Here is a 25,980-nt window from a genome sequence, read left to right on the forward strand (position 1 = left end):
GACCATGAACACCAACCGCTTCTCCGGCAGTCTGCACTTCCCGGGCGACGAGGACTTCGACGAGGCCTGCTTCGGCCGGGTCTTCAACGCCCGCCGGCCCACGGACCGCACCCCCGCCGCCGTACTGAAGGCGATGACCGAACAGGACGTCGTCGACGGCGTGCGGCTGGCGATCGAGCGCGGCTGGCAGGTCGCCGTACGCTCCGGCGGGCACAGCTGGGCCGCCTGGTCGGTGCGCGACGAGGCCCTGCTGATCGACCTCGGCGGCTTCCACGAGATGTCGTACGACGAGACGACGGGGATCGTGTCGGCCACGCCCAGCGTGAAGGGCGGCGACGAACTCAACCCCTACCTGGGGCGGTTCGGGCGGTTCTTCAACGGCGGGCACTGCCCGTCCGTCGGCATCGGCGGATTTCTCCTCCAGGGCGGGCAGGGCTGGAACGCGCGCGGCTGGGGCTGGGCGGCGGAGAACATCACCGCGATCGATGTCGTCACCGCCGAAGGCAAACTGGTGCGCGCCGACGAGTCGCACCACAGCGACCTGTTCTGGGCGGCGCGCGGGGCGGGCCCTGGCTTCTTCGGTGTGGTCACCCGCTTCCATCTGCGGACCCGCCCGCTGCCGAAGCACCTCGCGCACACCGTGCACGCGTACCCTCTCGACCTGTTCGACGAGGTCATGACCTGGCTGCACGACACCCACCACACGGTCTCGGACCTCGTAGAGATCGTTGCGCTGACGCAGACACCGCCGGACCACGACGAACCCGTGCTGCTGGTGACCGGCGTCTCGATGACCGACACCGCCGAGGAGGCCGCCGAGGCGCTGGCCCCCCTGCACACCAATCCGTACGCGGACCGCGCGCTGTTCCGCGTCGAGGCCGAGCCGACCACGCTCGCCGAACAGCTCGACGGGCAGCGCACGGCCAACCCCGAAGGCCACCGCTACCTGGTCGACAACGCCTGGCTGACGGGGCCCGCGCACAAGGTCGTCCCCGCGATCCGCAAGGCGTTCACGGACCAACCGACGCGGGGCACGTTCACCATCTGGTTCTCGATGGCACCGCTGCGCGAGCTCCCGGACATGGCCTTCTCCCTCCAGTCGGAGATCTACTGCGCCACGTACGTGGTGCACGACGAGCCGGAGCGGGACGGCGAGCTGCGGGGGTGGCTGAGCGAGGCCATGGCCGCCATGCAGCCGGTCACGGCGGGCCAGTACCTGGGCGACTCCGACTTCACCGTCCGGCAGCTGAAGTTCATGGGTGACGAGCAGTGGCGGCGGCTTCAGGGGATACGCGCGGTGCGGGACCCGAAGGGCCTGTTCGCGGGCTATCTGAGCACCGGCGACGTCACCAACACCAACCACTGGGAGCAGTGAGCGATGCGTTTCGCGACATACGAGTACGAGGGCGTGGAGCGCGCCGGGGCCGTACGCGACGGGATCATCCATCCGTTGCCGGAGAACGTGACCGTGCTGTCCCTGATCGAGCAGGAGGCGCTTCACGAGGCGGGGGCCGAGGCACTGGCCAACCCCAGTGACCTGCGGGTCGAGCAGGTGCGCCTGCTGCCCCCGCTCAAGCCGCCCTCCATCCGCGACTTCGTCGGCTTCGAGGCCCACATCGAGGGCGTCTCGAAGTCCCTGGACGGCCTCGAGCACGTCCCCGACGAGTGGTACCGGGCGCCGAACTTCTACTTCACGAATCCGCACGCCGCGTACGGCGCGCACGACGACGTGCCGGTCCCGGCCGGCTGCTCGGTCCTCGACTTCGAACTGGAGGTCGGCGCGGTCATCGGCCGGTCGGGCCGGGACCTCACGCCCGAGCAGGCCCGCGACCACATCGCCGGCTACCTGGTCTTCAACGACTGGTCCGCGCGCGACCTGCAGAAGCCGGAGAAGAACCTCGGCCTCGGCTTCTCCAAGGGCAAGGACTTCGCGAACACCCTCGGCCCGTATCTGGTGACGGCCGACGAGGTGGCGGACCGCCGCGACGGGGACGGCTTCCTGGACCTGGAGATGACCGTGACCCTGAACGGCGAGCTGATCGGCCGCGACACCCTCGCCAACGTCTCCTGGACCTTCGAGGAGATGGTCGCCTACGCCGCCCGCGACACCTGGGTACGCCCCGGCGACATCCTCGGCTCGGGCACCTGCGGCTGGGGGGCGCTCGCCGAGCACTGGGGGCGGGCCGGGGAGCGCACGCCTCCGCCGCTTGAGCCCGGCGACGAGGTGACGCTCACCGTGGAACGCCTCGGCAGCGTCTCCAACCACATCGTCCCCGGCCGTACGGACGTCTACCTGCCGCGCGCCCGGAAGCGGGGCCGGACCCCGCGCCCGTAGCCGCCGCAACCCCGAAGGCCTGTGCGGCCGAGCACGCCGCACAGGCCTTTGAGCTGCGCGTATTGCCGCCCCCGATGTCTTGCATCGCATCTTCCTGAGAATCCGCTTACATCGGCCGCCAGGGGTTCCTCAGCCGCAAACCCGTCATTACGCTCCGGTTCACCGAGCTTCAAAGACGCGGCCGGAAGGGGACATCCGTGGGTCTCGGAGCAATCGACCTGAATCTTCTGGTGGCACTGGAAGCACTCCTCGAGGAGAAGAACGTCACGCACGCCGGTGTACGGCTGTCCACCAGCCAGTCCGCGATGAGCGGCTCGCTCGCCCGGCTGCGCCGCCACTTCAACGACGAGCTGCTCGTGCGCGTGGGCCGCGAGTACGAGCTGACCCCGCTCGCGGAGCGGCTGCTGCCCGTCGTCCAGGCCTCCCTCTACAAGGCGGAGGAGGCGATGTCGCTGACCCGGCACTTCGACCCGGCGCGCAGCAGGCAGCGCTTCTCGGTCGTGATGTCCGACTACGTCATGACAGTGTTCGTGGAGCCGCTGCTGCGGGCCATCGCGCAGGAGGCCCCGGGCGTACGGATCGACTTCCACCCGCTCGTGCACGGCCAGCCGGAGAGCGAGACGCATCTGCGCTGCCACGACCTGATGCTGGTGCCGCTCGGCTACCGGCTTCCCGGAATCAGCGAGGCCGTGATGCACGACCGGTTCGTGTGCATCGTCGACCCCGACAACCCACGCCTGGTGAACGGCCGGCTCACCCTGCGCGACCTGGCCGAGATGCCGCACGCCGCATCGGCCTTCGGCAAGAGCATGACCCCCGCCGACCGTCAGCTGGAGACCCTCGGCATCACCCCGCGCGTGCAGGTCAGCGCGCCGGGCTTCAGTGTGCTGCCGTTCCTGGTGGGCGGCACGGACCTGGTGGCGCTGGTGCCGGAACGGCTCGCGCTGCGGTACGAGGGGTTCGCGCGGTGTGTCGCCGTACCGACGCCGTTCCCGGACGTACCGCTGGTGGAGGCCATGTACTGGCACCACAACCGGCACTCCGATCCGGCGCACCGCTGGCTGCGGGAGATCGTCAGGATGGTGGGCGCCTCGCTGGACGAGCCCCTCGAGGAGCAGACCGGTGAGCCCGAGGTGATCGCCGCCGCGGATGCCAGCCATGACGAACACGCGTTTCCGGAGCTGTCCGCGGCTTCCTAGCGTGGGGATCGAACCCGAACCCCTTGGAGGAAGCCGTGAGCCGCACGCGTCTGGCGGGCCGAACCGTCGTCGTCACCGGAGCCGCACAGGGCCAGGGAGCCGCGGAGGTGGAGGCGGCGGCCCGTGAGGGCGCGACGGTGATCGCGACCGACGTCCTCGACGAGGCCGGCGAGAAGCTGGCCGCGTCCCTCCGCGCGGACGGCCTGGACGTGCGCTACCGGCACCTCGACGTATCGTCACCGGACGACTGGGCGGCGCTGGCCTCATCCCTGTCCGTCGTGCACGGCCTCGTCAACAACGCGGGGATTCCCATGCGGGCCCGCCTCGGCGAGGTCGAGCTGGCCGACTGGAACAGGGCGTTCGCCGTGAACACCACGGGCGCGATGCTCGGCATCCAGGCCCTGACCCCGCTGATGCGGTCCGGTTCATCGATCGTCAACGTCGGCTCGGTCGCGGGCCTGACGGCCCATCACGCGGTCGCGTACACAACGAGCAAGTGGGCGCTGCGCGGCCTGTCGAAGGTGGCCGCACTGGAGCTGGCCCCACGCGGCATCCGCACGAACGTGATCCACCCCGGCTACATCGAGACACCGCTGATGGCCTCCGCGAACCCGGTGTTCGTCCAGGCCCACCTCTCCATGACCCCGCAGGGCCGCGCGGGCACGGTCGACGAGGTGACACCGCTGGTCGTCTACCTGCTCTCCGACGAGGCGTCGTACGTGAACGGCGCGGAGATCACGGTCGACGGCGGGTACGCGGCGCACGGCGGGGTGAAGGCGATCACCAACGCACTGGACGCGCAGTAGTCGGTGGGCGCACCGACCGACGAACCACCACCTACGCCGGCCGGCACTCCGCGAGCCGCTTCTCCAGAAAGCGTCGTTCGGCGTCGTTCTCCACCAGCTCCAGCGCCCTCTCGTACGCCTCGGCCGCCTCCCCCGTACGTCCCATGCGGCGCAGCAGGTCCGCGCGGGTGGCGGGCAACAGGTGGTAGTCGGCGAGGTCGCCCTGCTCCTCCAGCTCGGCAACCAGTGCCAGCCCCGCCTCCGGGCCGTCCGCCATGCCCACCGCCACCGCGCGGTTCAGTCGCACGACGGCGGAGGGCACGTACCGCGCCAACTCCCCGTACAGCGCGGCGATCTCGGCCCAGTCTGTGTCCGCGGCCGTGGCCGCCGTGGTGTGGCAGGCGGCGATGGCGGCCTGGATCTGGTACGGGCCGGGGCGGCCGCGGCGGAGGGCGGTCACCAGCAGGGTGGCGCCCTCGTCGATCGCGGTCCGGTCCCATGCCGTGCGGTCCTGGTCCTCCAGTGTCACCAGTTCCCCTGCCTCGTCCACGCGCGCGGCGCGTCGCGCGTCGTGCAGCAGCAGGAGCGCGAGCAGGCCGAGCACTTCGGGTTCGTCGGGCATGAGGTGGGCGAGGACGCGGGCGAGGCGGATGGCCTCCGCACACAGGTTCGTGCGCACCAGGTCGGCGCCTGACGTCGCGGCGTACCCCTCGTTGAAGAGCAGGTAGAGCACGCCGAGGACACCCGTGGTGCGCTCGGGCAGCAGATGCGCGGGCGGCACCCGGTACGGGATGCCGGCGTTGCGGATCTTCCGCTTCGCCCGCACCAGGCGCTGGGCCATCGTCGCCTCGGGCACGAGGAAGGCGTGGGCGATCTCGGGCGTGGTCAGCCCCGCGAGCGTCCGCAGCGTCAGCGCCACCCGCGCCTCGATGGGCAGCGCGGGATGGCAGCAGGTGAAGATCAGCCGCAGCCGGTCGTCCCGCACGCCGCTGCCGTCGTCCTCGTGGTCGGGGTCGTAGGGCCCCTCGTCCCGTGCCAGCACTGCCGCCTCCCGCAGCTTCGCCGCCCCCACCGCCTCCCGGCGCAGCACGTCGAGGGCCCGGTTGCGGGCCGTCGTGGTGAGCCAGGCACCGGGACGGCGCGGGACGCCGTCCCTCCGCCACCTGTCCAGGGCCTGGGCGAAGGCGTCCTGCGCGCACTCCTCGGCGAGGTCCCAGTCGCCGGTCACCCGGATCAGCGTGGCGACGACCTGACCCCATTCCTCGCGGAAGGCGGCGGCGACCGCCTCCTCGACATCGCTCACTGTCCGTTCACTCCCAGATCGGCCGCACCTCCACCGAGCCCCCGAACAGGGCGGCGGGATGCCGCGCCGCGAGCGCGATGGCCTCATCGAGGTCCGCGACCTCGATGATGTCGAAGCCCGCGACGTACTCCTTGGACTCCACGAACGGACCATCGGTGAGCAGCACTTCGTCGCCCTGCACGCGCACGGTGGTGGCGTCGGTCGACGGCCGCAGCCGCGCTCCGCCCTTCACCACACCGCTGCTGCGCACATGGTCGATGTACGAGGTGAAGCGCGGGTCGTCGGCGATCTCCTCGGGGCTGAGCTCCTCGCCGCCCACGGGGGTGCAGATGAACATGACGTACTTCATGACGGATTCTCCTCGCCTCCGTCGGTCCCGGCGATTCCCGCGTCGAACGGCACCGACGCGTGCTGGTGGGCGATCAGCCACCGGTCGCCGACGGCACGGTATCCGGTGGTCACGCGCACGACGCTGTCCAGTGGCCCGCCGTCCGCGCGCGTGGCCCGCATCCGGACCAGCGCGTGACTGAACGCGACGCTCTCGTCCACCTCGACGCGGAGTTCGAGCACCTCACGGTCGACGGGGCCGGTCAGCGTCGACCACCACCACTCCAGCGCCTTGCGAAGGGCGTCGATCCCGCGCTGCTCCGGGCCGCTCATCGGGTGGAACGCCTCGACGTCCGGCGTGTAGCAGGCCATCGCCCGGTCGATGTCCTTGTCCCGGAACGCCCGGGTGAGCTCGGCGTCGATACGGCGGAGCTCCCCCTCGACGTCCTCGTCCTCCCAGAACGCGCGGACCTCCATGGCCCCGATGGTCGCCACAGGATGCTTGGCGGCGACCTCCACGGCTTCCTCCAGGCTGTCGCACTCGAGGATGTCGTACCCGGCGACGTACTCCTTCGTCTCTGCGAACGGCCCGTCGGTGCGCAGCACCTCGCCGCCGCGCACCCGCACGGTGACGGCGTCGGCGGGCGGCCGCAGCCGGTGGCCGTGCAGCCGTACGCCGCGCTGGGCGCCCTGCTCCTCGACCCACGGTTCGACGGGTGCCATGCCGGAGGCGTCGGCGGAGTCGTCTCCGCAGACCAGCAGCATGTACTTCATGGGAATCCTCCCGATGCTCGGTGCTCTTGCGTTCCCTGCACACAGCCGACGAACGGCCCGGCGCCGAATCGACACCCTCCTCCCGCCATGGTGAACCTTTCTCGTCTGCACGAGGCCGGACACGCGTGAGCCGGGGTCCGCCGACCCCGGCTCACTCTCTCTTGCGGTCTGCCGCTACGCGGACGCGGCCTCCACGGCCGGCCCGCCGGTCGCGCCGACCGTCGCACGGGCGGTGTTCTTCCGGACCAGCAGCAGAGTGACGAGCGCGCCGAGCAGTGAGGCGCAGCCGCATATCAGCACGCCCACGGCCATGCCGTGGCCGAGGGCGGTCTGGGCGGCCGCCTTGGCGCTGTCGCTGCCCGCGTTGACGACGGCGAGCGGACCGGCCGCCGCCTCCATGCCCGCGTCGGCGCCGCTGAGCTTGCCCACCAGGGCCGAGGACGCGGCGCTCATCGCGATCGTGCTGATCACGGCCGGGCCGAGGCCCTGGCCGAACTCGCGCACCAGGCTGGTGGCGCCGCTCGCCATACCGGTCATCTCGATCGGCACGGCGTTCACGGCGGCCGAGGTCAGCGAGGACACGACGCAGATGAAGCCGATGCCGAGCAGCAGCACCGGGCCGATGAAGGCCGCGAGAGAGGTCGTGGTGATCGGGAGCGCAGCGATCCAGAACTGTCCCGCGGCCATGGGCAGCAGGCCGCCCATCAGGAGCCAGCGGGCGTCGATGCGGGTGAGCATCTTGCTCAGCACGGGCGCCAGCAGCAGCGGGATCAGCTGAAGGATCACGAACGGCATGCCGGACCTGAGAGCGCTCAGGTGCATCACCGCGCCGAGCCGGATCGAGACGCAGTACGCGGTGCCGATGAAGCCGAACATGCCGGCGAGTGCGACGACGGCCGCCGCGGCGAACGACGGGATCTTCAGCAGGTCCAGGTTGAACATCGGCGAAGCGGCGCGCTTCTCGGCGATGATGAACCCGACGAGGGCCACGGCGGCCAGGGCCAGCGAACCGACGATCGCGGGGCTGCTCCAGCCGCGCTCGCCGCCCTCGATGATGCCCCAGAGCAGCGCGGTGAGTCCGACGGCGATGGTGATCTGGCCGGGCCAGTCCAGCGACCGGCCCTCGGGGGCCTTGGAGTCGGTGACGAGCTTCCAGCACGCGACCGCGACCACCAGACCGAGCACGACCGGCGGTACGAACGCCCAGCGGAAGTCGGCGACCGTGGCGAGGACGCCGGACGACAGGGGTCCCGCGGCCGAGGCGATGGAGATACTGAGCGCCCAGGTGGAGACCGCCTTCGCGCGGTCCTTCTCGTCGGGGGTCGCGGCCGCGATCACCGCGAGGGAGCTGGGGAAGAGCGCGGCGGCACCGACGCCCGCCAGGGCCTGACCGATCCACATCATGGTGATGCTCTGGGCGGTGGCGTTGAGGAGCTCGCCGAGCGCGAGGACCAGTCCGCCGAGCACCAGCAGTCGCTTACGGCCGAAGAGGTCCCCCACCACACCGAAATTCAGCTCGAGAATCGCGGTGGGGAGAATGAAGGCGGAGGTCACCCAAGCCACTTGGGAACCGGATGCTCCGAATGCGGCCGTGATTTCGCCGTTGATCGGCGAGGGTACGGTAATACACAGTTGCGCGGCGGCGACCGCGAGACAGCAGGCTATGAGTGTGCCGCGGTCGAGTCTTTTCAGGAAACCAGCGGGACCTGTGGATCCAGTTATTTGCGCCATGGCACGCCCTCACACAGAATTCTTCTCGATGAGTTCAATGAGATTTCCCTCGGGGTCCGTCACCCAGGCCATGCGCACGCCCGGTTCGGGAGAGGGCCCCGGCTTCATCGCCTCGCCGGCGCCGTGGGTCACCAAGGCCTCGTAGACGGGGTCGAGTTCGGGGGTGGTGACCGCGAAGTGCCCGTATCCCTCGGTGAGGGTGGCGGTCAGCGGGTCGGGGGCACGGAGTCCCGGCCCGGATCCGGGGCGGGCGAGCAGTTCGATGCGCCAGCCGTGCGGATGCTCCAGGACGACGCCGCGCAGTCCGGGGCCTTCGAGGTGGAACTCGAAGACGGTCTTCAGCCCGAAGACGTCCTTGTACCAGGCGGTTTGGGCGGGCAGGTCGCGTACGTTGACGCCCACGTGGTCGAGTCGCGTGTTCGCGGCGTTCGATGAGGTCATCGCGGCTCAGCCCGCCATCGCGCTGTCGCCGCCGTCGACCATGAGGTTGGCGCCGTTGACGAAGGACGCCTCGTCGGAGCAGAGGAACGCGGCGGCTCGCGCGATGTCCTCCGGCTGCCCGATCCGGCCCACCGGGATACGCGCCTCGAGCTGCGCCTTCGGCCCGTCGGGATCGTCGAGGAAGGGCGCGGTCGCGGAGGTGCGGGTCATGCCGGGCGCGATGGTGTTGACGCGGATGTGGTGCGGGGCGCCGGCCGCGCACAGGTGCTTGCTCATGGCGAGCACCCCGCCCTTGGCGGCGCCGTGCGGCACCATCGGCATGAACGGCGCGCCGCGCACGGCGGCGACCGACGCGACGTTGAGCACGGCGCCACCGCCCCGCGCGATCAGGTGCGGCCAGGCCGCCTGCGTGCAGAAATACGGGATGTCGAGCTCATTCTTGATGGTGAAGTACCAGTCGTCGGCGGGCATCGTCTCGAACGGCCCGTTCCGCAGCGCCGAGGCGTTGTTGTAGAGGATGTCGATGGCGCCGAAGGCGGCGATGCCCGCTTCGATCCATTCCTGTGCGCCGTCCTGGGTCGACAGGTCGACGGGGGCGAGGGACTTCATCACTCCCCCGGCCTTCTCCACCAGCTCGACGGTTTCTACTGCCGCATCCGAATCGATGTCGCAGCCGAATACGGAGGCGCCTTCCTCAGCGAATATCCGGGCCGCGGCCCGTCCGATTCCGGCCCCTGTGCCGCTGATGAACGCGATTTTCCCGTCCAGTCGACCCATGTTGCTTTCGTCCCTTGTCCCTGTACCGCCGGAGTGCGGTGTCAGGCAGCGTAGGTACGCCCATTGGCCGGAACAAGAATTCGGACTCGCAGGGGCCATCGCCGCTTCGGATGGCTGGTATGACCCAAGTCCCGAAGGGGCCCCTTTTGTTGGATCGTGCGCGGAACCTTGCGCTTCTGCGGGGCGCAAGGGAGGGTATGGGTCGTTGAATCGTTCCAACCCGATCGTCCCGACCCAGCCAAGCGTTGCAACCCATCGCTCCACCCCATGCCGACCGACCCCGACCCCGACCCGCAGGGAGACATCGCGCCATGACGCCCTCACGCAGAGGCTTCGCCGCCCTGGCCACCGGAGTTGCGCTGTCCGCCGTCCTGCCGACGACATCCGCCGCCGCGGCGGGTTCGCGACGCGGACCGCGTCTGGCCCACGACGACTTCCGGCACGGCCTCGGCAAGTGGGCGGTCGAGCTGGAGAGCGGCGGCAGCGTCACCGCCGCGCGCGGGGTGCTCGACATCGACGTGCCGGGCGGTGCGACGGTCTGGTTCAGGCAGCGGCTCACCGGCCCGTACGTCCTCGAGTACACCGCGACGCCTGTCTCGGCGGGCGGCGCCAACGACCGTGTCTCGGACCTCAACAACTTCTGGAACGCGACGGACGTCCGCTCCCCCGACGACATCTTCGCCACCCAGCGCGGCGGCACGCTCGCCGAGTACGACTACCTCACGACGTATTACGCCGGCTACGGCGCCAACTACAACACCACGACACGCCTCAGGCGTTACGTCGGTGAGCCGGGCGTCCGCCCCCTGATCTACGACTACACGGAGCCGCTGCTCACGGCCAACGAGCCCAACCACGTCCGGATCGTCTCGGACGCCTCGAAGGTGCAGTGGTGGAACAACGGCCGGCTCGTCTTCGACTACACCGACCCCGAGCCGTACACGAGCGGCCACTTCGCCTTCCGCACCGTGTGGAGCCACTTCCGCATCAACGACTTCGCGGTGTGGCGCCCCGGGCCCGTCGGTTGACCGTCCCGCCTCACCCCGCCCTGAGCACCGCGCGCGTCTTGGCGGCGTGTACGGCGGTGGTGAGGGCGTCGATGTCGTAGGCGCCCTGGTGGCGGCGGCCGTTGATGAAGAAGGTGGGCGTTCCGGATACGCCGCTCAGGTCCGCGGACTCGACGTCCTCGGCCACCTGGGCGGCCCCGGTACGCTCGCGCAGGCATCGGCGGAAGCGCTCCGTGTCGAGGCCCAGCTGCTCGGCGTACCGCACGAGGTCGCGGACTTCCAGGGCGCCCTGGTGCTCGAGGAGCAGGCTGTGCATCTCCCAGAAGGCGCCCTGCTCGGCCGCGCACTCCGCCGCCTCGGCGGCCATCTGGGCATGGGGGTGGACGTCGGTCAGCGGCATGTGCCGCCAGACGTACTGCACGGATGCGCGTCCGGCGAGGAGCTCGCGGACGACCGGCTCGGCCTGCCCGCAGTAGGGGCATTCGAAGTCGCCGTACTCGACGATGGTCACCGGCGCGTCCGAGGGCCCGCGCACGTGGTCGCGGTCCGGGTCGACGGGGACGGCGAGGTCGACGATCGTCTCGGCGGTGCCGATCAGGGCCTGCGCCCGGCGGCGTGGCGGGAGGGCCCTGATGACCAGGGCGACCGCCCAGGTGGCGGCGAAGGCGCAGACGACCGCGCTGAGGATGCCGATCTTCGCCTCCTCGAGCTGGTTGCCCCGGAAGGCGAGGGTGGCGATCAGCAGGGACACCGTGAAGCCGACACCGGCGATCGTGCCGCCGCCCACCACGGACCCCCAGCCGACCTGCGGCGTCATACGACCGCGGCTGAGACGGGTGGTCAGCCATGCGGCGCCGATGATGCCGATCGGCTTGCCCAGCACGAGGCCGCACAGGATGCCCAGCGTCACCGGGGAGGTGAAGGAGCGGGCGAGCAGGTCGCCGTCGATGGCGATGCCCATGTTGGCCAGGGCGAACAGCGGCACGATCACATGGCTGGTCCAGGGGTGGTACAGCTGCTGCAGCCGCTCGTTGGGCGACACCGCCGATCTGAGGCCCTGGCGCACCGACCGCTCGAGCTCGGGCGTCGGCTGTTCGCGGAAGGCCCGGAACAGGCCGGTGGCCCGTTCCAGCTCGCTGCGCGGCGCTGGGTACGCGTAGGTCAGGAGTCCGAGCACCAGACCCGCGGTGACCGGATCCACTCCGGACTTCAGCAGCGCCGCCCAGGCCGCCACGCCGAACACCCCGAACACCGCGCCGCGGCGCAACCCGGCCGCGCGCACCAGCAGGATCACGCCGAAGATGCCCACTGCCGCGAGCAGTGCGGGCAGGGAGACGTTCTCGCTGTAGGCGACCGCGATCACCGCGAGTGCGAGGAAGTCGTCGACGACCGCCACGGTGAGGATGAAGGTGCGCAGGCGCTCCGGAAAACGCGAGCCCAGAAGGGCGAGCATGCCGAGTGCGAACGCGGTGTCCGTGGACATCGCGGTGCCCCAGCCGTGCACCGAGTCCCGGCCGGCGTTGATCGCGAGATAGATGACGATCGGCACGATCATGCCGGCCACTCCCGCGATCACCGGCAGCGTCACACGCCGCCGTTCCCGCAGCTCCCCCATGTCGAACTCACGCCGCGCCTCAAGCCCGACGACGAAGAAGAACAACGTCATCAGCCCGCTGTTCACCCACTCACGCAGCGGCAGCGACACGCCCTGGTCCCCGATCATGACCGAAAGGCGCGTGTGCCAGAAGCTGTCGTACGACGAGTGCGAGATGTTGGCCCACGCGAGGGCGGCCAGCGTCGCGACCAGCAGCACCATGGCGCTGCCGGTCTCCGTCCGCAGGAAGTCGCGCAGCGGCGTTCTCTCCCCGCCTCTGATCGAGATCCGCCCGAAGGGCGAAGAGGAAGCCGCGGAGTCCGTCATCCCGGCATTGTCCCTCGCATTTCCGATCACGGCATGATTCCTGGCGTTTCCGGTGGGCCCGCTTCGACGGCCGGATCGCGAGCGCGAGGCACATCCGCGTGCCTCGGCGGGTGCGCTCCGTGAAGATGAGGGCGCATGACCGGAGTCGGACCTGTGGAAGCTGCGCGTCACCCCACTGACCTGGCGTGATCAGCAGTGTCAGCGGGCGGCATCTCCCCTCACCGACACGAAATCCCTCGGCCTGCAGCGCGCTCGCGTACGCAACATCGCCCTGCGCGCCGACGCTCTGAAGCCCGCCGCGCACGCCACCCGGCAACTCACCCTCGACAGCGGCGACGACAAGTCCCTGGCGATCGAGGCCGCCGCCGACCGGGCCCGGGCACGCTACGGGCACAGCGTGCTCTACCCCGCCGCGCTTTCGATCCGCGCGCCATCGTCACAGCCACCGCACCCGCACCCCGAGCCACGCGACGACCTTCCCGGCCGCGGCACCACTGGCGTGCTGGTCCGTCCCCGCAGGACATGCCGATCCCGTATGACGGGTGCAGCCGCGAAGCCGGTGACGCAGCGGGAGAGCCACGTCACCGGCGGGTCGGTGGGCCGTGTGCGGGCCCACGCTTCTACGACGGGATGATCTCGTCCTGCCGGGCCTTCCGACCCAGCCGCTCGCGGATCAGCGCGAAGACCACCACGCCCGCGGCCACCAGGGTGGACAGGACGACCTGGTCGCGGCCGCCGCCCTCGGCGGTGTCGGTCAGCATGTAGCCCAGGACGAACGTGATCATCGCGATGGTGGCCCAGGTCAGGTACGGGTAGAGCCACATCCTGACGATCAGCTTCTCCGGCGACTCCCGCTGGAGGGTTTTGCGCATCCGCAGCTGGGAGAAGCAGATCACCAGCCAGACGAACAGGGCGATCGCGCCGGAGGAGTTCAGCAGGAACTGGAAGACCGTGTCCGGCCAAAGGTAGTTGAAGGCGACCGCGACGAAGCCGAAGACCACCGAGGCCAGGATGGCCGCCTGCGGGACTCCGCGCCCGGTGGTGCGAGCGAAGGCGGCCGGGGCGTCGCTGCGACGGCCGAGCGAGAACGCCATCCGCGACGCGGTGTACAGGCCGGAGTTGAGGCAGGACAGCACCGAGGTCAGCACGATCGCGTTCATGATCTGGCCTGCGTGCGGGATGCCGATGGAGTTCAGCGCGGCGACGTACGAGCCGTCCTTGAGGATCGCCGGGTCGTCCCAGCGCAGCAGCGACACCACGACCAGGATCGAGCCCAGGTAGAACACCGCGATCCGCCAGATCACGCTGTTGGTGGCCTTGGTGATGGCGGCCTGTGGGTCGGCGGTCTCGCCGGCCGCCAGGGTGACGATCTCGCTGCCCATGAAGGAGAAGACCACCATCAGGATGCCGGTGAGGATCGCTCCGGGGCCGTTGGGCAGGAACCCGCCGTGCGCGGTGAGGTTGGAGAAGCCGGACGCCGGGTGGTCCGAGCCGGGCAGCAGGCCGAAGATCGCGAGGCCGCCGATCACGATGAACGCGGCGATGGCGACGACCTTGATGCCGGCGAACCAGAACTCGAACTCGCCGTAGGAGCTGACCGAGGCGAGGTTCGTGGCGGTGAGGACGACCATGACGATCAGGGCCCAGCCCCACTGCGGGACCGCCGGGATCCACCCGGCCAGGATCTTGGCGCCGGCGGTCGCCTCCACGGCGAGCACCACGACCCAGAAGAACCAGTACAGCCAGCCGATGGTGAATCCGGCCCAGCGGCCCAGCGCACGGTCGGCATAGGCGGAGAACGAGCCGGAAGTGGGGCTGGCCGCGGCCATCTCGCCGAGCATCCGCATCACAAGGACGACCAGGACGCCGACGAGCAGGTAGGAGATCAGGATGCCGGGTCCGGCGGCGGCGATGCCGGAGCCCGAGCCGACGAACAGGCCGGCGCCGATGACGCCGCCGATCGCGATCATCGACAGGTGGCGGTTCTTCAGCCCGGCTTGCAGGCCGGATCCTTCTGGGGTGCTTTTGTCGGTAGTTACCGAATGGGAGGTGGGAAGAGGGGCTCGTGTTGTCATCTCGACATCCAGGGAGCGAGTGGGGACGAGGGAGGGTTCCGGCGGGATCGGGCGGGGTGACCGCGTGGATTCCGGCGATGGGGCGTGCGGTGGCCGGTTGACGGAGCGGGGTGGCGATCACGGTCGCGGGAAGGGCATGGTGGACCGCGGCCTCCGGGCCCGGTGCCTGCTGGACCGGTCTTGCCGGTGGCGCTCAGGAAAATAGTTCACGACGATCGAAAAAAACAAGGGGTCCCGCCGTCCACCCCATGGCATCCGAGCGCCGTCCGCCCCGGACACCCATGCCCCGCACATGTCCCCTCGCACCCTGTCGACGGATACCGCCGACGCACGCGCCGGGGCACAAAACCCTTGCTCAGACCCATGACGATCCGGCCGCCGGTCTGCCCGCTCCCCCAGCTTCCGGACCGGTTTCGGCGGGGTCTTGTTTAACTGTTCACCTTGCTCTAATTTTTCCTGCATCGCGATCCGCTACTCCCGTCGCGACGCCCCTGCCGTGCCGTCGCCCGGCTGTTCCGGCCTGATTCGGAGCCTCCTCTCGACGTTCCCCTCACCCCTGGGAGCCCCCATGCACGACACCGTGGCGTCGTCGCGGGAACCACCCGCGGCCCTTCCCGCTCACCGAGCACGATCCCGCCCACGGCGGGGCGCACGCCGGGAGACCGACACGGGATGCCGGCCGGCGTGATATCGAGCCCGCGATGCCGGTCCCGGTCGGCCGGACGACGTCACGTGCCCGGCCCCGACCCGGCGCGCCGAACCGCGTTCCCTGCGGGCCACGGCCGCGATCAGCAGGCCATTAGGGTGGCGTCGTGGTGAATGCAGCGGGCAAGTTCGGGCCTTACAACCAGCCAGGCCCGGCTCCTACGACCTCGGTTACCGGCGTGGGCCACGCCCGCGCGCTGCCCCTCGGGGGGCAGAGCGGATCCGATCTCGTCCGGTCGCGGATCGCGCTGCGGGTACGCCTGCAATCCGTGCAGGCCGGGGACCGACTGCCGGATGCCGGGGTCCTCGCCGAGGAGTTGGGGATCGGCGAGATCACCGTGCGCCGCGCGCTGGAGGGCATGTGCCAGGACGGCCTGCTCGACCGCCGGCGCGGACGGGCGGGCGGAACGTTCGTCGCGCAGGGCTGGGACACCGTCGTCGCCCTGATGTACGACGCCGAGGAAGCGGCTTCACTGGACGCCTTCCATCTGCTGCTCGAATGCGGACTGGTAGCGCACGGTTCGGGAGAGGTCCCGGCCGAACGGCTGGACGGACTTCACGCACTGGTCGAGGAGATGGAACTGACTGACGACCCACCACGCATGGCCGAGCTGGAGACCCGCTTCCACCTGGACCTCGCGGAGGTACTCGGCGGCCCCGGAATCCGTGAGTTCGCTGCCGATCTGCTCGGCCGACTGTGCCTGCTGAGGCCCGCACCGCAGCCCGAGGTGACACGGGCGCAGAACCGCTGTCACGCCGAACTGCTCGCCGAACTCGGGCGGGGCGCAACCGATCCGGCCGTGCAGGCGGTGAAGGCACACCAGCGTTCTTCGCACCACTGACGCCCGGTCCGTGCCGCGTGACCGTCCACAGCCCGCGCACCCATCACGCCGCCACACCGCACGAGGAGTTACCGCCATGCCCAGCTCCGGAGCCGGTCCGCTGTCCCCGCCGGGTCCTGTCGGCGGCGCGCCGCAGCGGCTACGCGGCGGCGTCCTCGGCATGGCGGACATCGCCGCCGCTACGATGGCCAACGTCGGACCGGCGATGAGCTTCTTCTTCGGCTTCGCCTTCCTGGCCACCACCGCGGGCGTGGCGTCACCGCTGACCATCGTGGCCGCAGGCATCGCGGTCGCGCTCCTCGGCAACACGCTGGCGGAGTTCTCCCGGGCGCACCCTTCGGCTGGCAGCTTCATCACCTTCGTGGGCAAGACCTTCGGACCGGTCAGCGCGGTGACCACGGCGCTGTTGGCGGCGCTGGGGTACATCATCGCGATGGCCGGCGTCGTCTCGATCTCCGGCGGATTCGTGCAGATCACCCTGCACCACTACACCGGCGTGGACCTGCCGTGGATCATCTGGACGCTGCTGCTCACCGGGCTGGCGGTGGTGTTGATGCTGCGCGGGGTAGTGGTCTCCACCAAGTGGGCCGGCTACTTCTTCGGCGTGGAGATGCTGGTGCTGGTCGTGGTTTCGATCGCGGCACTCGTGGAACACCAGGGCGGGCTTTCCCTCGATCCGTTCCTGCCCAGCCACATCAGCCACGGCTTCAAGGGGCTGGCGGCGGGTTTCCCGCTGGCGGTGTACCTCTTCATCGGCTGGGAGAACTCGGCGGCACTCGCCGAGGAGACGGAGAATCCGCGGCGCAACGTCGGCCGCGCCGTGTTCTCCTCCGTCGCGATCATGACGGTGAGTTACATCCTCTTCGCCTACGCCACGGTGACCGGATTCAGCTACGACGTGAGCAGACTCGGGGCCTCACGGATCCCCTTCATCGAGGTGGCCCACGACACCCTCGGCGTGCTGGCGTTCCTCGCCTACCTCGGCGGTCTGACCTCCACCCTCGGCGTACTGATCGCCGGCATCAACTCCCAGGCCCGCCTGTTGTTCAACGCCGGCCGTGAGGGGCTGCTGCCGTCCTTCTTCGGCTACGTCCACCCCGTCCGCCGTACGCCGAACAAAGCGATCGTCACCTTCACCGCCACCGCCCTGCTGATCATCGGAGGCTGGGGCCTGGGCCACCTGCTGGGGTCCGCCGGCGGCTCGATGAACCCGGTGGTGTTCTTCACCGAGTCCTCGACACTCGGCGCCATCCTGATCCTGCTGGTCTACCTCGCCTCCAACATCGCCCTGCCGCTGTACTACCGCAGATACCGCCCGCAGGAGTTCCGGCTGGTGCGGCACCTCCTCCTGCCCACGCTCGGCACGGTGGCCATCCTGGTCCCGCTGTACTACCTCGCCAAGCCCGGCCAGCCCGCGCCGTACAACTGGTTCCCCTACGCGGCGATCGCCGCCCTGCTCGCCGCCGTCGGCTACGCGGCCCTCCTGGTCCGCCGCGACCCGACCCTGGCCGAACGCGTCGGCTCCATCGTCGCCGACGCGGACTGAGCCCACACGGATCCGGTTGACCGCCGACCCGACTCTCCGCGTTTCCCGGGCCTGCCCGACGAGGTCGGCAGTGGCGTAGTCGAGGAACACGAACTCCGGCGGCCGCTCACCACGAAGATGGCGGTCTCGGATTCGCCGTGATGGTGGTTATGGTGCCGGCGGCGACATGGGTTCGGCCCCAGGGCTTCGGCGTAGTCGGGTGGCGTCCGATTTGTGCTCAAGCGGAGCCGACTTCGGCAGGATCAAGACGGTTCGCGCGAACGCCACGCCATGGGAGGGGGCGGCGGCGCGGTTCGAAACCGCCGCCCACCCTCCGTCCCAGCCCTTGCTTCACCTATCGAAATTCGATAGATTCCCATCGCGAGTCGATGGAAGGACGGGGCATGGGAAAGCTGACAGTGGGTGCGCTGCGCGCCGTGCTCGGGACGGTGCTCGCCGGCACCGTGTTCGTACAGGCATTGATGGTGTGGACGTTGGTCAGCGGGAGCGACCCGGAGGACGGGTCGCTCCCGCTGACCCCGCTGCGCGTGATCACGATCCTGGGCATGGTGTCGGCCCAGGTCGCCCTGGTCTGCGTATGGCGGCTGGTGACGATGGTGCGACGCGGAACCGTGTTCTCCCACGCCGCCTTCCGGTACGTGGACGTCGTGATCGGCGCGATCGTGGCGGCGGCCCTCGTGTGGTTCGCGGTCACGGCCATCAACGCGCCGGGCCAGCGGGCCGACCCGGGCGTCACCGTCATCATGGGCGGGGTTGGCGTGGCCATCCTGGGGGTCGCTCTCATCGTGCTCGTGCTGCGGATGCTGCTCGCCCAGGCTGTCGCGCGCGACGTCGAAGCATCGCAGATGCAGGCCGAGTTGGACGAGGTGATCTGATGCCGATCGCCGTCGACATCGACGTGATGCTGGCCAGGCGGAAGATGTCCGTGGGCGAGCTCGCGGACCGCGTAGGGATCACGCCCGCCAACCTGGCGGTACTCAAGAACGGCCGCGCCAAGGCGGTGCGCTTCACGACGCTCGCCGCGCTCTGCGAGGTGCTCAAGTGCCAGCCGGGCGACCTGCTGCGCTGGGAGGCCGAGGACGCCGCGGGCGGATGACGTGCCCCAGGGTGGGCGTGAAAACGCCTGGCACCACCGGCCCGTGACACGGCACATGGACCGTAGGAACGTGGATCGCCGATCGCGGCGTCGCGGGCCGAGTCGGCCGCCCCGCCGCCGTCAGCGTCAGGAGTGGGACTCGGCCCAGGAGGCCAGTTCGGCACGGGCCGCGCCAAGCAGGGCGGCGGACGGGGCCGTCGCGCCGTTGGTGATCAGGGCGTAGTGCAGGGTGCCGGAGCCGGAGTCGGGGGCGGTCAGGAGGAGGCGGCGGCTTCCCGTTCCGCCCGGTTCCGGGGCCACGGCGATGGGAGTGCTCTCGGCGTACGCGGGCGGGCCGGTGACCGTGCCCAGGTCGGAGACGACGGTGGTCGTGGAGGTCGGGAAGGTCGCAGGCAGGTGCAGCTCGGTGGGTGCCGGTGTGCCGCCGGAACCGCCCTCGGAGCGCCAGAGCAGCAGGCCGTACTGCCCCGAGCCCACCAGCTCGGCGACATGGGGCAGAGAGTCCGGTACCGGGTTCCAGGTCAGCGTGGTGGATCCGTCGCGGGAGCGGTCCTCGTAGGTGAAGGCGACAGTGCGGCCCGCGGTGGCACTGGGGTACAGGCGGTCCAGGAGACGGGCGTCCTGGCGCAGCACCGCCTGGCCGGAGTCGTCGAGGCGGACGGCGGAGAGGTCCTCGTCGTTCCACGCGTCGCCGTCGGTCCGCACCTTGTCGGGGTTGCCGTTCATCAGTTCGTGGTGCCGCCCGTTGTAGATGTCCCACTGCCACTGCGTGCCGGAGACGACCGCCCCGGAATCGGTGGGCCTGGACCACCAGTCGGCGCCGGGCAGACGGGAGTCGAGCGCCTGGTACATCGCCTTGAGGACGGTCGGCGCCTTGTCGGAGACCGCTCCCGACAACGGGTGGCCGAACTCGCTCACGACCGCCGCCGTGCCGGTGGCCCCGGCCCGGTCGCGCACGGCGGCGAAGTCGGTGGCGTACTGGCCGTCGCCCGCCTTGCCGGGCATGAAGACGCCGGAGATCGCCTTCTGGTCGTAGAAGTGCGTGTTGAAGATGTAGCGCGGGCCGAGCGTTCCCGCGTCGAGGAGCCCGCCCTCCTGCTTCTGGAAGGACAGGTTGGCGTTCCAGAAGAGGTTCGGCTCGACGAAGGCCGGCTTGTTCTGCCATCCGGCCTTGTCCATGCGGTCCCGGAACTTCTCGTAGAACGGCCAGAGCACGTCGCGCTCCCACGTGCGGCTGGTCTGCCCGGAGTCGTACGTGCCGGCGTGCGGCTCGTTGTACGGGTCGAAGCCCGCGACCCGCGCGAACTCGTCGGCGGTGAGGTGCCCGGCGAGGTACGTCATCGTCGTCTGCGCGGTGTCGAGGAAGGCGTCCTGGACGCCGCCGGTGTTGTGCCAGAAGTCGTACGACGCCTGCTTCACCGCCTCGTTCTGGGTGATGTTCTGGCCCCAGAAGAGGCAGATCCCGCAGAACTCGTCCGGGTAGTCCCCGGCCTCCACGACCCACTGGGGCGCGCCGTCCCCCGTGTACCAGCTGTCCTCGTCGAACAGGTAGCGCGAGTAGAGGTCCTGGTGGAAGTCGGGGAAGACGCGGATGCCCGCGTCGAGGAAGGCCCGCATCTGCCCGGTGACGGCGGCGAGATACGCGGTGTCGACCTGTCCGCGGACGGGTTCGGCGTGCGCCCAGGACAGCAGGAAGCGGACGGTGTTGCCGCCGCCGAGCGCCCGCAGCGCGGTCGCGGACTTGCGGGCGTCGGCGACGGACGCGAAGGGCAGGCCGCCGTTCTCCTCCAGCTTGGTCTCGCCGGAGACGTTGTAGCCGCGGAGCACCACTTCGCGGCCGAGGCCGTCGGTGAAGCGGCCGTCCTCCGCCGTGAGCACGGCGGCGGCAGGTCCGTCGAACCAGAGGGAGCCGGGGAGGCTGTCGGCGGCGGATGACGGCGTAGCCGTGCCGGCCGCCGTCAGCAACGCGGCCAGCAGCACGAGCACATCGATCAGGCGCCACACCACCGTCTTAGGCATGTCCATTACATTCCTGCTGTACCTTGCGTCCGTCAACACTCCCGTCACCGCCGGCACCCGCAGCGCTCTGGTCTCGTCCCGTGACGCACACTTAACCTCCGACCGCCCGTCGACCAAGGAGAACGTGTGCAACCGCTGCGCGGACTGACCGTCGTATCCCTCGAGCAGGCCATCGCGGGGCCGTACGCCAGCCGGCAGCTCGCCGACCTCGGGGCCCGCGTCATCAAGGTCGAGCGGCCGGAGGCAGGCGATTTCGCGCGCCACTACGACACCCGCGTCAAGGGGCTGAGCTCGCACTTCGTCTGGGTCAACCGCAACAAGGAATCGCTCACCCTCGACATCAAGGACCCCCGCGGCATGGCAGTCCTGCGGCGGCTGCTCGCGACCGCGGACGTCTTCCTCCAGAACCTGGCCCCCGGCGCCACCGCCCGCATGGGCCTGAGCGCCACCGACCTGCAGGCTGCCCACCCCCGGCTGATCGTGTGCGACATCTCCGGGTACGGGCAGGGCGGCCCGTACGAGTCGATGAAGGCGTACGACGCGCTGGTGCAGAGCGAGGCGGGGCTGCTGTCCGTCACCGGGTCCGGTGACGAGATGGCGAAGGTCGGGATCGCCGTCTCCGACATCGCCGCCGGGATGTACGCGTACAGTTCGATCCTCGCCGCGCTTCTGGAGAGGTCCACGACGGGCAAGGGTGCACATGTCGATGTGTCGATGCTCGAGGCGACCGTCGAGTGGATGGGATTCCCTCTGTACTACGCCTACGACGGTGCGGAGCCGCCGCCGCGGGCCGGGGCCGCCCACGCGACGATCTACCCGTACGGCCCGTTCACGGCGGGCGACGGCAAGGTCGTGATGATGAGCATCCAGAACGAGCGGGAGTGGCGGGCCTTCTGCGACCGGTTCCTCGGTCGACCCGACCTCGCCGACCACCCCGACTACGCGGGCAATGCCAACCGCAACACCCACCGTGAGGCGCTCGGCCGGATCATCGCCGAGCGTTTCGCGGCGCTGACCGGGGACGAAGCGAGCGCTCTCCTCGAAGCCGTCCCTGTCGCCCACGCCCGCGTCAACACCGTGGCCGACGTGTGGAACCACCCGCAACTGGCCGCCCGCGGCCGGTGGCACGAGGTGGCGTCACCGGCCGGGCCGCTCCCGGCGCTCGCTCCTCCGGGGCTCCTCGACCCCGCGCCTCGGATGGACCCCGTCCCGGACGTGGGCGAGCACACGGCGAAGATCCTCGCCGAGCTCGGCATCCCGGAGCAGGACGCGGAGGCCCTGCGCCGGGACAGCGTGGTGTGAGGGCTGTTGCCGCGGGCCTGGCGTTCGACGGGTGGCTCAGCGCATCTCGCCCGCCCCGATGTAGGGGTGTGGGCTGACGAGTGGCTGCTGTTCGGCGAAGCGGCTGAGCCGGAAGTCGTCCGCGGGGACGGCCGGGTCGTTCGAGCGGCCGTCGATGACGAGGTCGGCGAGCATGACCAAGGGGTGAGGCGACCGGGATGCGAGTGCTGTGGTGGCACCGAGGGTGCCACCACAGCGCGACCGGCACGCCCGGCTGGTCCCGGTCACCGGTCACCGGTCACCGGTCAGGCAATGCCCCTGACCTCAGGACGTGCCGGGTTTCAGGCCTCACCTTGCAGGCGCTGCGCATGCTCAGTGAGCCAGGCCGGGCTGACCATCTCGACGTTCCGCCCGACGCCGTCGGCGGCCCGGATCAGCGCCTCGGCGGCCGCCTGGGTGTCGTCTGCGGCCCGTGCGCGGGCGGCCTCGGCCAGGGCTTGCGCCGCCGCCTGCTCCGCTGCCCCGGCGATCTGCAGTGACATCGTGGCGCGCTCGGCCGTCTCGGATGCCTGCTCGTACTGGCCATCGGTCCAGTAGGCCCACGCCAGGTTGTAGAGGCAGACTCCTTCGGTGCGCGGATTCTCCATCTGCGACGCTGCCTTGAGGGCCGCCTGTAGAGACGTCACCGCCTCCGCGAACCGGCCCAGCGCAAGCAGGGCCACGCCCTTGGCGTTGAGCGCGTAGTCGGTTGCCTCCTGGATGCCTGCGTCCTGGTAGGCGCGTACGGCCCTCTCGCCGGCCGCGATGGTCTCCTCCCAGCGACCCATGCTCAGCAGGGCGGTGAAGCGGGCATTCCATGACCGGGCCTCGGTGAGCAGATTGCCGGTCGAGACGGCTAGGTCGTGCAGCCTGTCGGCAGCGGTGAGGGCCGCGGGACCATCGCCCAGGGTGCTGTGGGCGAGGCTGAGACTCAGGACGGCGTGCACCTCGGCTTCGGCGTCTCCGTTCTCATGGGCCAGGTCGCCGGCACGGGCCAGCGGAGCCACCGCGGAGTCCAGGCGGCCCAGCTGCCGGTAGGCGTCGCCCAGTCCGAACATGGCGTTCTGCAGCGCTTGCCGGTCATCGACGCGCTGCGCCAGGTCGGCGGCCTCGCTGAACAACTCGGCGGCGTCCGGGAGCGGACCCCCCGCGAGCCGGGCATGCCCGAAGCCGATGAGGTGGGCAAGACGTGCCCGTTCGTCGCTCAACTTCCCCTCCAAATTCAGATGCATCGAGAGAGCCGTCACCACCGAGCCTGCCCAGACCATCCATTCACTGATCCTGCCGAGGACCAGGGCGGCATCGTCGAAGTCTCCGGCGCGCGCCCGGTGCTCGAATTCGCTCCGGTACGGCCGGATGTCGTCCAGGGTCCGCCAGTCCGAGCGGGGCGGGGCCACGCTCGCGTACCAGTCGGCCGCCCTCCGCTCCACGGACTGCCGTCCCAGTACGCCGTCCTGTGGCATGGCGCCGTACGCGAGGTCGGCGTCCATCGGGTGCAGCGCGAAGGTGCGGCTGACCCGGTCGACCGACAGCATGCGCACCCGTACCAGGTGGGACAGGACCGGTGGGACATCGAGATCGGGGGCGAGTCCGCCCACGATCCACTCGATCGCTTCTCTCGGTACGGGCGTGCGCAGCACTGCGAGGACGTTCAAGACGGTGCGGCTGTCGCGTTCGAGACGGTGGTACCGGTCCTGGGCGAGTCCCGCGACCACGTCGCCGCGCAGGGTGAAGCTCTCCAGCACCTCATGCAGAGTCGGCAGGATGAGAGTGTCGTCGGCCATGGCGCCCACCAGCAGCTCCAGCGCGCGCGGGACGCCGTGGACACGGACCGCCGCCTGCAGCAGTTGCTGGTCCGACAGCTGCGCGAGACCCAGGCTGCCGTCCTGGTCGAGTTCGCGCAGCAGCGTGACGGCCTCTTCGGGGGGCAGCCCCGCGGACAGTTCGACTTCTGCAGCGAAACGGCGCAACTCGGGCGGGAGCCGTAGCGGTACCTGTGACGTGACCAGCAGTCGCGGCGTGGATCTGGCCCGGAAAAGGCAGTCGAGGAAGACGTTGAGTTCCTCGTCCTCGAGCAGGCCGTCGTCCTGCAGCAGATCTTCGAAGTTGTCCAGCAGGATGACGAAGAGCCGGTCCCCCATCGCGGCGAACAACTCGCCGAGCTTCTCGTGTACGGATCGGTTCATGGCCCAGACGCTCAGCAGGCGCGTTTCTTCGTCCGGCCCCAGCAGGTGGGCGCAGTCTAAGTAGATGCGCTCCAGGGAGATCCCCGACGTACGGGTGCTCAGATTGACCAGTCCCGAAGGCGGCGGCGCCTGGAGGTGGCCCGGCCACTCGCCTTCCTCCAGCATTTCCATGACCTTGGCGGCGACTGCGCTCTTGCCCATGCCCCGCCGCCCGGTGACCGTCACCATGCGGATGGCCGGGTTGGCGAGGTGGCGGCCGATCATTTCGCGCTCGTGAGCGCGGTCCTTGAACAGTTCGAGCCCATGCGCGACCGGCAACCCGATGACCTTGGAACCTCTGTGCAGCACCCCGGAGTTCGTACCCGTCGCACTGGCCGTCGGGTCCGCGTCAGCCGGCCGGGGTCCCACCTCGGGCAGCGGCTGGAGGTCGGGCATCCCCAGCAGCCCGGCCAGCTCCGCCCCGCGCGGTTCGCCGACCCGGCGCAGGATGTGGTCCATGCGGGCCGCGGTCAGCCGAGCCGGCCCTTCCCAGCGGTGGTGTTCCGCGACCACCCCGACGATGTGGGTGCCGACCCATACGGCCGCCCCCGACATCCCCGACCACGGGGACGTGTGCGGATCCGGGTCGGCGGCCGCCGCCGCGACGGTGATCTCCAGGGTGCCGGTTCTCAGGTTGGACAGGGCTGCCACGGTGCCGTCGGCCTGGTGGAGTTCGCGGAATCGCCTGCCGTCGGGGCGGCGGCGCTGCTTCCACAGCGGGAACCCCGCGGCGTGCACATCGATGACGGCGTGACGGTCGTCGGCGATACGGCCGAACCGTGTGGGCGCGACCGCCCCGGAACCCGCCGGCGGCGCGAAGGCCAGGACGGCCACATCGGTGTCGATGTCCGACCAGGCCACCCTCGCCGGCACCATCCACTGGCCCGGCCGGTCGGCGTCGAAACGAATCTGCACGCCGGTGGCGTCGGCCACCACATGGGCCGCTGTGAGCACCGCGGTGTCGGTGACGCGATACCCCGACCCGCGCCGCCCGTTACCGGCAGCGGTGATGACGATGATCTCGGCGATGCGGTGCGCGTCCAGTCCGAAGTCGTCCGGACGGGCAGTCACCGGCTGCCCAGCCTGGCCAGGGATCGGCTGCCCTGCCTGGCCAGGGATCGGCTGCCCCGGCCGGCCGGGGTTCGGCTGCGTTTCCGTCATGGCCCGGTCAGTCCTCGTCGGCCAGCTCATCGCCGGAGATCAGCGCCACTTCGTCCGGCCTGTCCGCGCGTACCGGCTGCAGCGTCAGCGTGATCCGCTGAGTGGTCATGGCCGACCGCCGTGCCGTGGCGCCGGCGTCGAACACCCAGAAACGCACCTTCACCCCGGGCTCGGTGGTCCGCTCCACCCCCACGGTCAGCTCCAGCTCGAGCTTCTCCGCCTTGAACCGCAGGTCGGTGTGGGCACCGGCCCACATCGCCTTGCTCAGCTCCTGGCGAAGCTGCCAGATCATGTCCGCCAACTCGACCGCGTCATCCACCAGCGGGCCCCTATCAACTTGCCTGACAAACCGCTCACATGCTGCGCCACATCATCGCCCGGCAATCGCAGG

General features: G+C 70.2%; 23 protein-coding genes. 11 read left to right on the forward strand and 12 right to left on the reverse strand.

Going from position 1 to position 25,980, the window contains the following annotated elements; translation table 11 throughout:
* The first annotated feature begins 4 nt into the window (after positions 1-4).
* The 4 genes from ACWD4J_RS22185 to ACWD4J_RS22200 all read left to right on the forward strand — a co-directional run bounded on the left by ACWD4J_RS22185 (position 5) and on the right by ACWD4J_RS22200 (position 4,340).
* Entirely contained in the window at positions 5-1,375 is a 1,371-nt protein-coding gene (locus ACWD4J_RS22185) for an FAD-binding oxidoreductase (protein ID WP_451397130.1), read from the forward strand.
* 3 nt (positions 1,376-1,378) lie between these two features.
* The gene (locus ACWD4J_RS22190) at positions 1,379-2,335 is read left to right on the forward strand and encodes a fumarylacetoacetate hydrolase family protein (protein ID WP_451397131.1); all 957 of its coding nucleotides are present in this window, start codon (positions 1,379-1,381) and stop codon (positions 2,333-2,335) included.
* A gap of 197 nt (positions 2,336-2,532) precedes the next feature.
* Positions 2,533-3,534: a LysR family transcriptional regulator gene (locus ACWD4J_RS22195; RefSeq protein WP_451397132.1), complete on the forward strand. Its 1,002-nt coding sequence runs from the start codon at positions 2,533-2,535 to the stop codon at positions 3,532-3,534.
* Between the two features lie 35 nt (positions 3,535-3,569).
* Positions 3,570-4,340 carry an SDR family NAD(P)-dependent oxidoreductase gene (locus tag ACWD4J_RS22200; protein WP_451397133.1) on the forward strand — a complete coding sequence of 257 codons (771 nt, stop codon included), beginning with the start codon at positions 3,570-3,572 and terminating at the stop codon, positions 4,338-4,340.
* 31 nt (positions 4,341-4,371) lie between these two features.
* On the opposite strand, the gene ACWD4J_RS22205 is transcribed toward ACWD4J_RS22200, so the two are convergent.
* From ACWD4J_RS22205 to ACWD4J_RS22230, 6 genes are all read right to left on the reverse strand, one after another.
* Positions 4,372-5,622 (reverse strand): RNA polymerase sigma factor, encoded by a 1,251-nt coding sequence (locus tag ACWD4J_RS22205; RefSeq protein WP_451397134.1) that lies wholly within the window; start codon positions 5,620-5,622, stop codon positions 4,372-4,374.
* A gap of 7 nt (positions 5,623-5,629) precedes the next feature.
* On the reverse strand, positions 5,630-5,971 hold the full coding sequence (locus ACWD4J_RS22210) for a YciI family protein (RefSeq protein WP_451397135.1): 342 nt from the start codon (positions 5,969-5,971) through the stop codon (positions 5,630-5,632).
* The gene (locus ACWD4J_RS22215) at positions 5,968-6,723 is read right to left on the reverse strand and encodes a nuclear transport factor 2 family protein (RefSeq protein WP_451397136.1); all 756 of its coding nucleotides are present in this window, start codon (positions 6,721-6,723) and stop codon (positions 5,968-5,970) included. The genes ACWD4J_RS22210 and ACWD4J_RS22215 overlap by 4 nt, the downstream gene beginning before the upstream one ends.
* Positions 6,724-6,897: 174 nt before the next feature.
* A complete protein-coding gene (locus ACWD4J_RS22220; RefSeq protein WP_451397137.1) occupies positions 6,898-8,454 on the reverse strand; it encodes an MFS transporter in 1,557 nt (518 codons plus the stop codon).
* 9 nt (positions 8,455-8,463) lie between these two features.
* Positions 8,464-8,895 carry a VOC family protein gene (locus tag ACWD4J_RS22225; RefSeq protein WP_451397138.1) on the reverse strand — a complete coding sequence of 144 codons (432 nt, stop codon included), beginning with the start codon at positions 8,893-8,895 and terminating at the stop codon, positions 8,464-8,466.
* 6 nt (positions 8,896-8,901) lie between these two features.
* Positions 8,902-9,672, reverse strand: a complete 771-nt coding sequence (locus ACWD4J_RS22230; RefSeq protein ID WP_451397139.1) for an SDR family NAD(P)-dependent oxidoreductase — start codon at positions 9,670-9,672, stop codon at positions 8,902-8,904.
* A gap of 311 nt (positions 9,673-9,983) precedes the next feature.
* Here ACWD4J_RS22230 and ACWD4J_RS22235 point away from each other — a divergent pair, with 311 nt between their 5' ends.
* Positions 9,984-10,700 carry a DUF6250 domain-containing protein gene (locus tag ACWD4J_RS22235; protein ID WP_451397140.1) on the forward strand — a complete coding sequence of 239 codons (717 nt, stop codon included), beginning with the start codon at positions 9,984-9,986 and terminating at the stop codon, positions 10,698-10,700.
* Positions 10,701-10,710: 10 nt separating this feature from the next.
* Here the strand turns inward: ACWD4J_RS22235 and nhaA are convergent, their stop codons facing one another.
* Positions 10,711-12,600, reverse strand: coding sequence for a Na+/H+ antiporter NhaA (nhaA, locus tag ACWD4J_RS22240; RefSeq protein ID WP_451397141.1), 1,890 nt, complete (start codon positions 12,598-12,600; stop codon positions 10,711-10,713).
* Between the two features lie 620 nt (positions 12,601-13,220).
* The gene (locus tag ACWD4J_RS22245) at positions 13,221-14,675 is read right to left on the reverse strand and encodes an amino acid permease (protein WP_451397142.1); all 1,455 of its coding nucleotides are present in this window, start codon (positions 14,673-14,675) and stop codon (positions 13,221-13,223) included.
* A gap of 812 nt (positions 14,676-15,487) precedes the next feature.
* On the opposite strand from ACWD4J_RS22245, the gene ACWD4J_RS22250 reads away from it, so the two are divergent.
* From ACWD4J_RS22250 to ACWD4J_RS22265, 4 genes are all read left to right on the forward strand, one after another.
* Complete coding sequence (locus ACWD4J_RS22250) at positions 15,488-16,222, forward strand: FadR/GntR family transcriptional regulator (protein ID WP_451397143.1); 735 nt, start codon at positions 15,488-15,490, stop codon at positions 16,220-16,222.
* A 76-nt stretch (positions 16,223-16,298) separates the two neighbouring features.
* Positions 16,299-17,768 carry an APC family permease gene (locus ACWD4J_RS22255; protein ID WP_451397144.1) on the forward strand — a complete coding sequence of 490 codons (1,470 nt, stop codon included), beginning with the start codon at positions 16,299-16,301 and terminating at the stop codon, positions 17,766-17,768.
* Between the two features lie 383 nt (positions 17,769-18,151).
* Positions 18,152-18,643 carry a DUF2975 domain-containing protein gene (locus ACWD4J_RS22260; protein ID WP_451397145.1) on the forward strand — a complete coding sequence of 164 codons (492 nt, stop codon included), beginning with the start codon at positions 18,152-18,154 and terminating at the stop codon, positions 18,641-18,643.
* Positions 18,643-18,864 (forward strand): helix-turn-helix domain-containing protein, encoded by a 222-nt coding sequence (locus ACWD4J_RS22265; RefSeq protein ID WP_370021954.1) that lies wholly within the window; start codon positions 18,643-18,645, stop codon positions 18,862-18,864. Before ACWD4J_RS22260 ends, ACWD4J_RS22265 begins: the two co-directional genes overlap by 1 nt.
* A 126-nt stretch (positions 18,865-18,990) precedes the next feature.
* Here ACWD4J_RS22265 and ACWD4J_RS22270 read toward each other — a convergent pair whose 3' ends face one another.
* Complete coding sequence (locus ACWD4J_RS22270) at positions 18,991-20,889, reverse strand: cellulase family glycosylhydrolase (RefSeq protein ID WP_451397146.1); 1,899 nt, start codon at positions 20,887-20,889, stop codon at positions 18,991-18,993.
* Between ACWD4J_RS22270 and ACWD4J_RS22275 the strand changes: the two genes are divergently transcribed.
* Positions 20,882-21,031, forward strand: a complete 150-nt coding sequence (locus ACWD4J_RS22275) for a hypothetical protein (RefSeq protein ID WP_451397147.1) — start codon at positions 20,882-20,884, stop codon at positions 21,029-21,031. The two genes, ACWD4J_RS22270 and ACWD4J_RS22275, sit on opposite strands and share 8 nt — an antisense overlap.
* Entirely contained in the window at positions 21,010-22,185 is a 1,176-nt protein-coding gene (locus tag ACWD4J_RS22280; RefSeq protein WP_451397148.1) for a CaiB/BaiF CoA transferase family protein, read from the forward strand. The genes ACWD4J_RS22275 and ACWD4J_RS22280 overlap by 22 nt, the downstream gene beginning before the upstream one ends.
* Positions 22,186-22,221: 36 nt before the next feature.
* On the opposite strand, the gene ACWD4J_RS22285 is transcribed toward ACWD4J_RS22280, so the two are convergent.
* The 3 genes from ACWD4J_RS22285 to ACWD4J_RS22295 all read right to left on the reverse strand — a co-directional run bounded on the left by ACWD4J_RS22285 (position 22,222) and on the right by ACWD4J_RS22295 (position 25,908).
* Positions 22,222-22,359: a hypothetical protein gene (locus ACWD4J_RS22285; protein ID WP_451397149.1), complete on the reverse strand. Its 138-nt coding sequence runs from the start codon at positions 22,357-22,359 to the stop codon at positions 22,222-22,224.
* 146 nt (positions 22,360-22,505) lie between these two features.
* A complete protein-coding gene (locus ACWD4J_RS22290) occupies positions 22,506-25,499 on the reverse strand; it encodes a tetratricopeptide repeat protein (protein WP_451397150.1) in 2,994 nt (997 codons plus the stop codon).
* A gap of 97 nt (positions 25,500-25,596) precedes the next feature.
* A complete protein-coding gene (locus tag ACWD4J_RS22295; RefSeq protein WP_451397151.1) occupies positions 25,597-25,908 on the reverse strand; it encodes a trypco2 family protein in 312 nt (103 codons plus the stop codon).
* Positions 25,909-25,980: the final 72 nt, after the last annotated feature.

Source organism: Streptomyces sp. NPDC002577, assembly GCF_053594815.1.

Excerpts from the sequence above, each read along its gene's own strand:
- ACWD4J_RS22285 (WP_451397149.1), bottom strand. The coding sequence starts at position 22,359 with ATGCTCGCCGACCTCGTCATCGACGGCCGCTCGAACGACCCGGCCGTC.
- ACWD4J_RS22255 (WP_451397144.1), top strand. The coding sequence starts at position 16,299 with ATGCCCAGCTCCGGAGCCGGTCCGCTGTCCCCGCCGGGTCCTGTCGGC.
- ACWD4J_RS22260 (WP_451397145.1), top strand. The coding sequence starts at position 18,152 with ATGGGAAAGCTGACAGTGGGTGCGCTGCGCGCCGTGCTCGGGACGGTG.
- ACWD4J_RS22270 (WP_451397146.1), bottom strand. The coding sequence starts at position 20,889 with ATGGACATGCCTAAGACGGTGGTGTGGCGCCTGATCGATGTGCTCGTG.
- ACWD4J_RS22265 (WP_370021954.1), top strand. The coding sequence starts at position 18,643 with ATGCCGATCGCCGTCGACATCGACGTGATGCTGGCCAGGCGGAAGATG.
- nhaA (WP_451397141.1), bottom strand. The coding sequence starts at position 12,600 with ATGACGGACTCCGCGGCTTCCTCTTCGCCCTTCGGGCGGATCTCGATC.
- ACWD4J_RS22210 (WP_451397135.1), bottom strand. The coding sequence starts at position 5,971 with ATGAAGTACGTCATGTTCATCTGCACCCCCGTGGGCGGCGAGGAGCTC.
- ACWD4J_RS22235 (WP_451397140.1), top strand. The coding sequence starts at position 9,984 with ATGACGCCCTCACGCAGAGGCTTCGCCGCCCTGGCCACCGGAGTTGCG.
- ACWD4J_RS22275 (WP_451397147.1), top strand. The coding sequence starts at position 20,882 with ATGTCCATTACATTCCTGCTGTACCTTGCGTCCGTCAACACTCCCGTC.
- ACWD4J_RS22230 (WP_451397139.1), bottom strand. The coding sequence starts at position 9,672 with ATGGGTCGACTGGACGGGAAAATCGCGTTCATCAGCGGCACAGGGGCC.
- ACWD4J_RS22215 (WP_451397136.1), bottom strand. The coding sequence starts at position 6,723 with ATGAAGTACATGCTGCTGGTCTGCGGAGACGACTCCGCCGACGCCTCC.
- ACWD4J_RS22245 (WP_451397142.1), bottom strand. The coding sequence starts at position 14,675 with ATGACAACACGAGCCCCTCTTCCCACCTCCCATTCGGTAACTACCGAC.
- ACWD4J_RS22225 (WP_451397138.1), bottom strand. The coding sequence starts at position 8,895 with ATGACCTCATCGAACGCCGCGAACACGCGACTCGACCACGTGGGCGTC.
- ACWD4J_RS22190 (WP_451397131.1), top strand. The coding sequence starts at position 1,379 with ATGCGTTTCGCGACATACGAGTACGAGGGCGTGGAGCGCGCCGGGGCC.
- ACWD4J_RS22220 (WP_451397137.1), bottom strand. The coding sequence starts at position 8,454 with ATGGCGCAAATAACTGGATCCACAGGTCCCGCTGGTTTCCTGAAAAGA.
- ACWD4J_RS22185 (WP_451397130.1), top strand. The coding sequence starts at position 5 with ATGAACACCAACCGCTTCTCCGGCAGTCTGCACTTCCCGGGCGACGAG.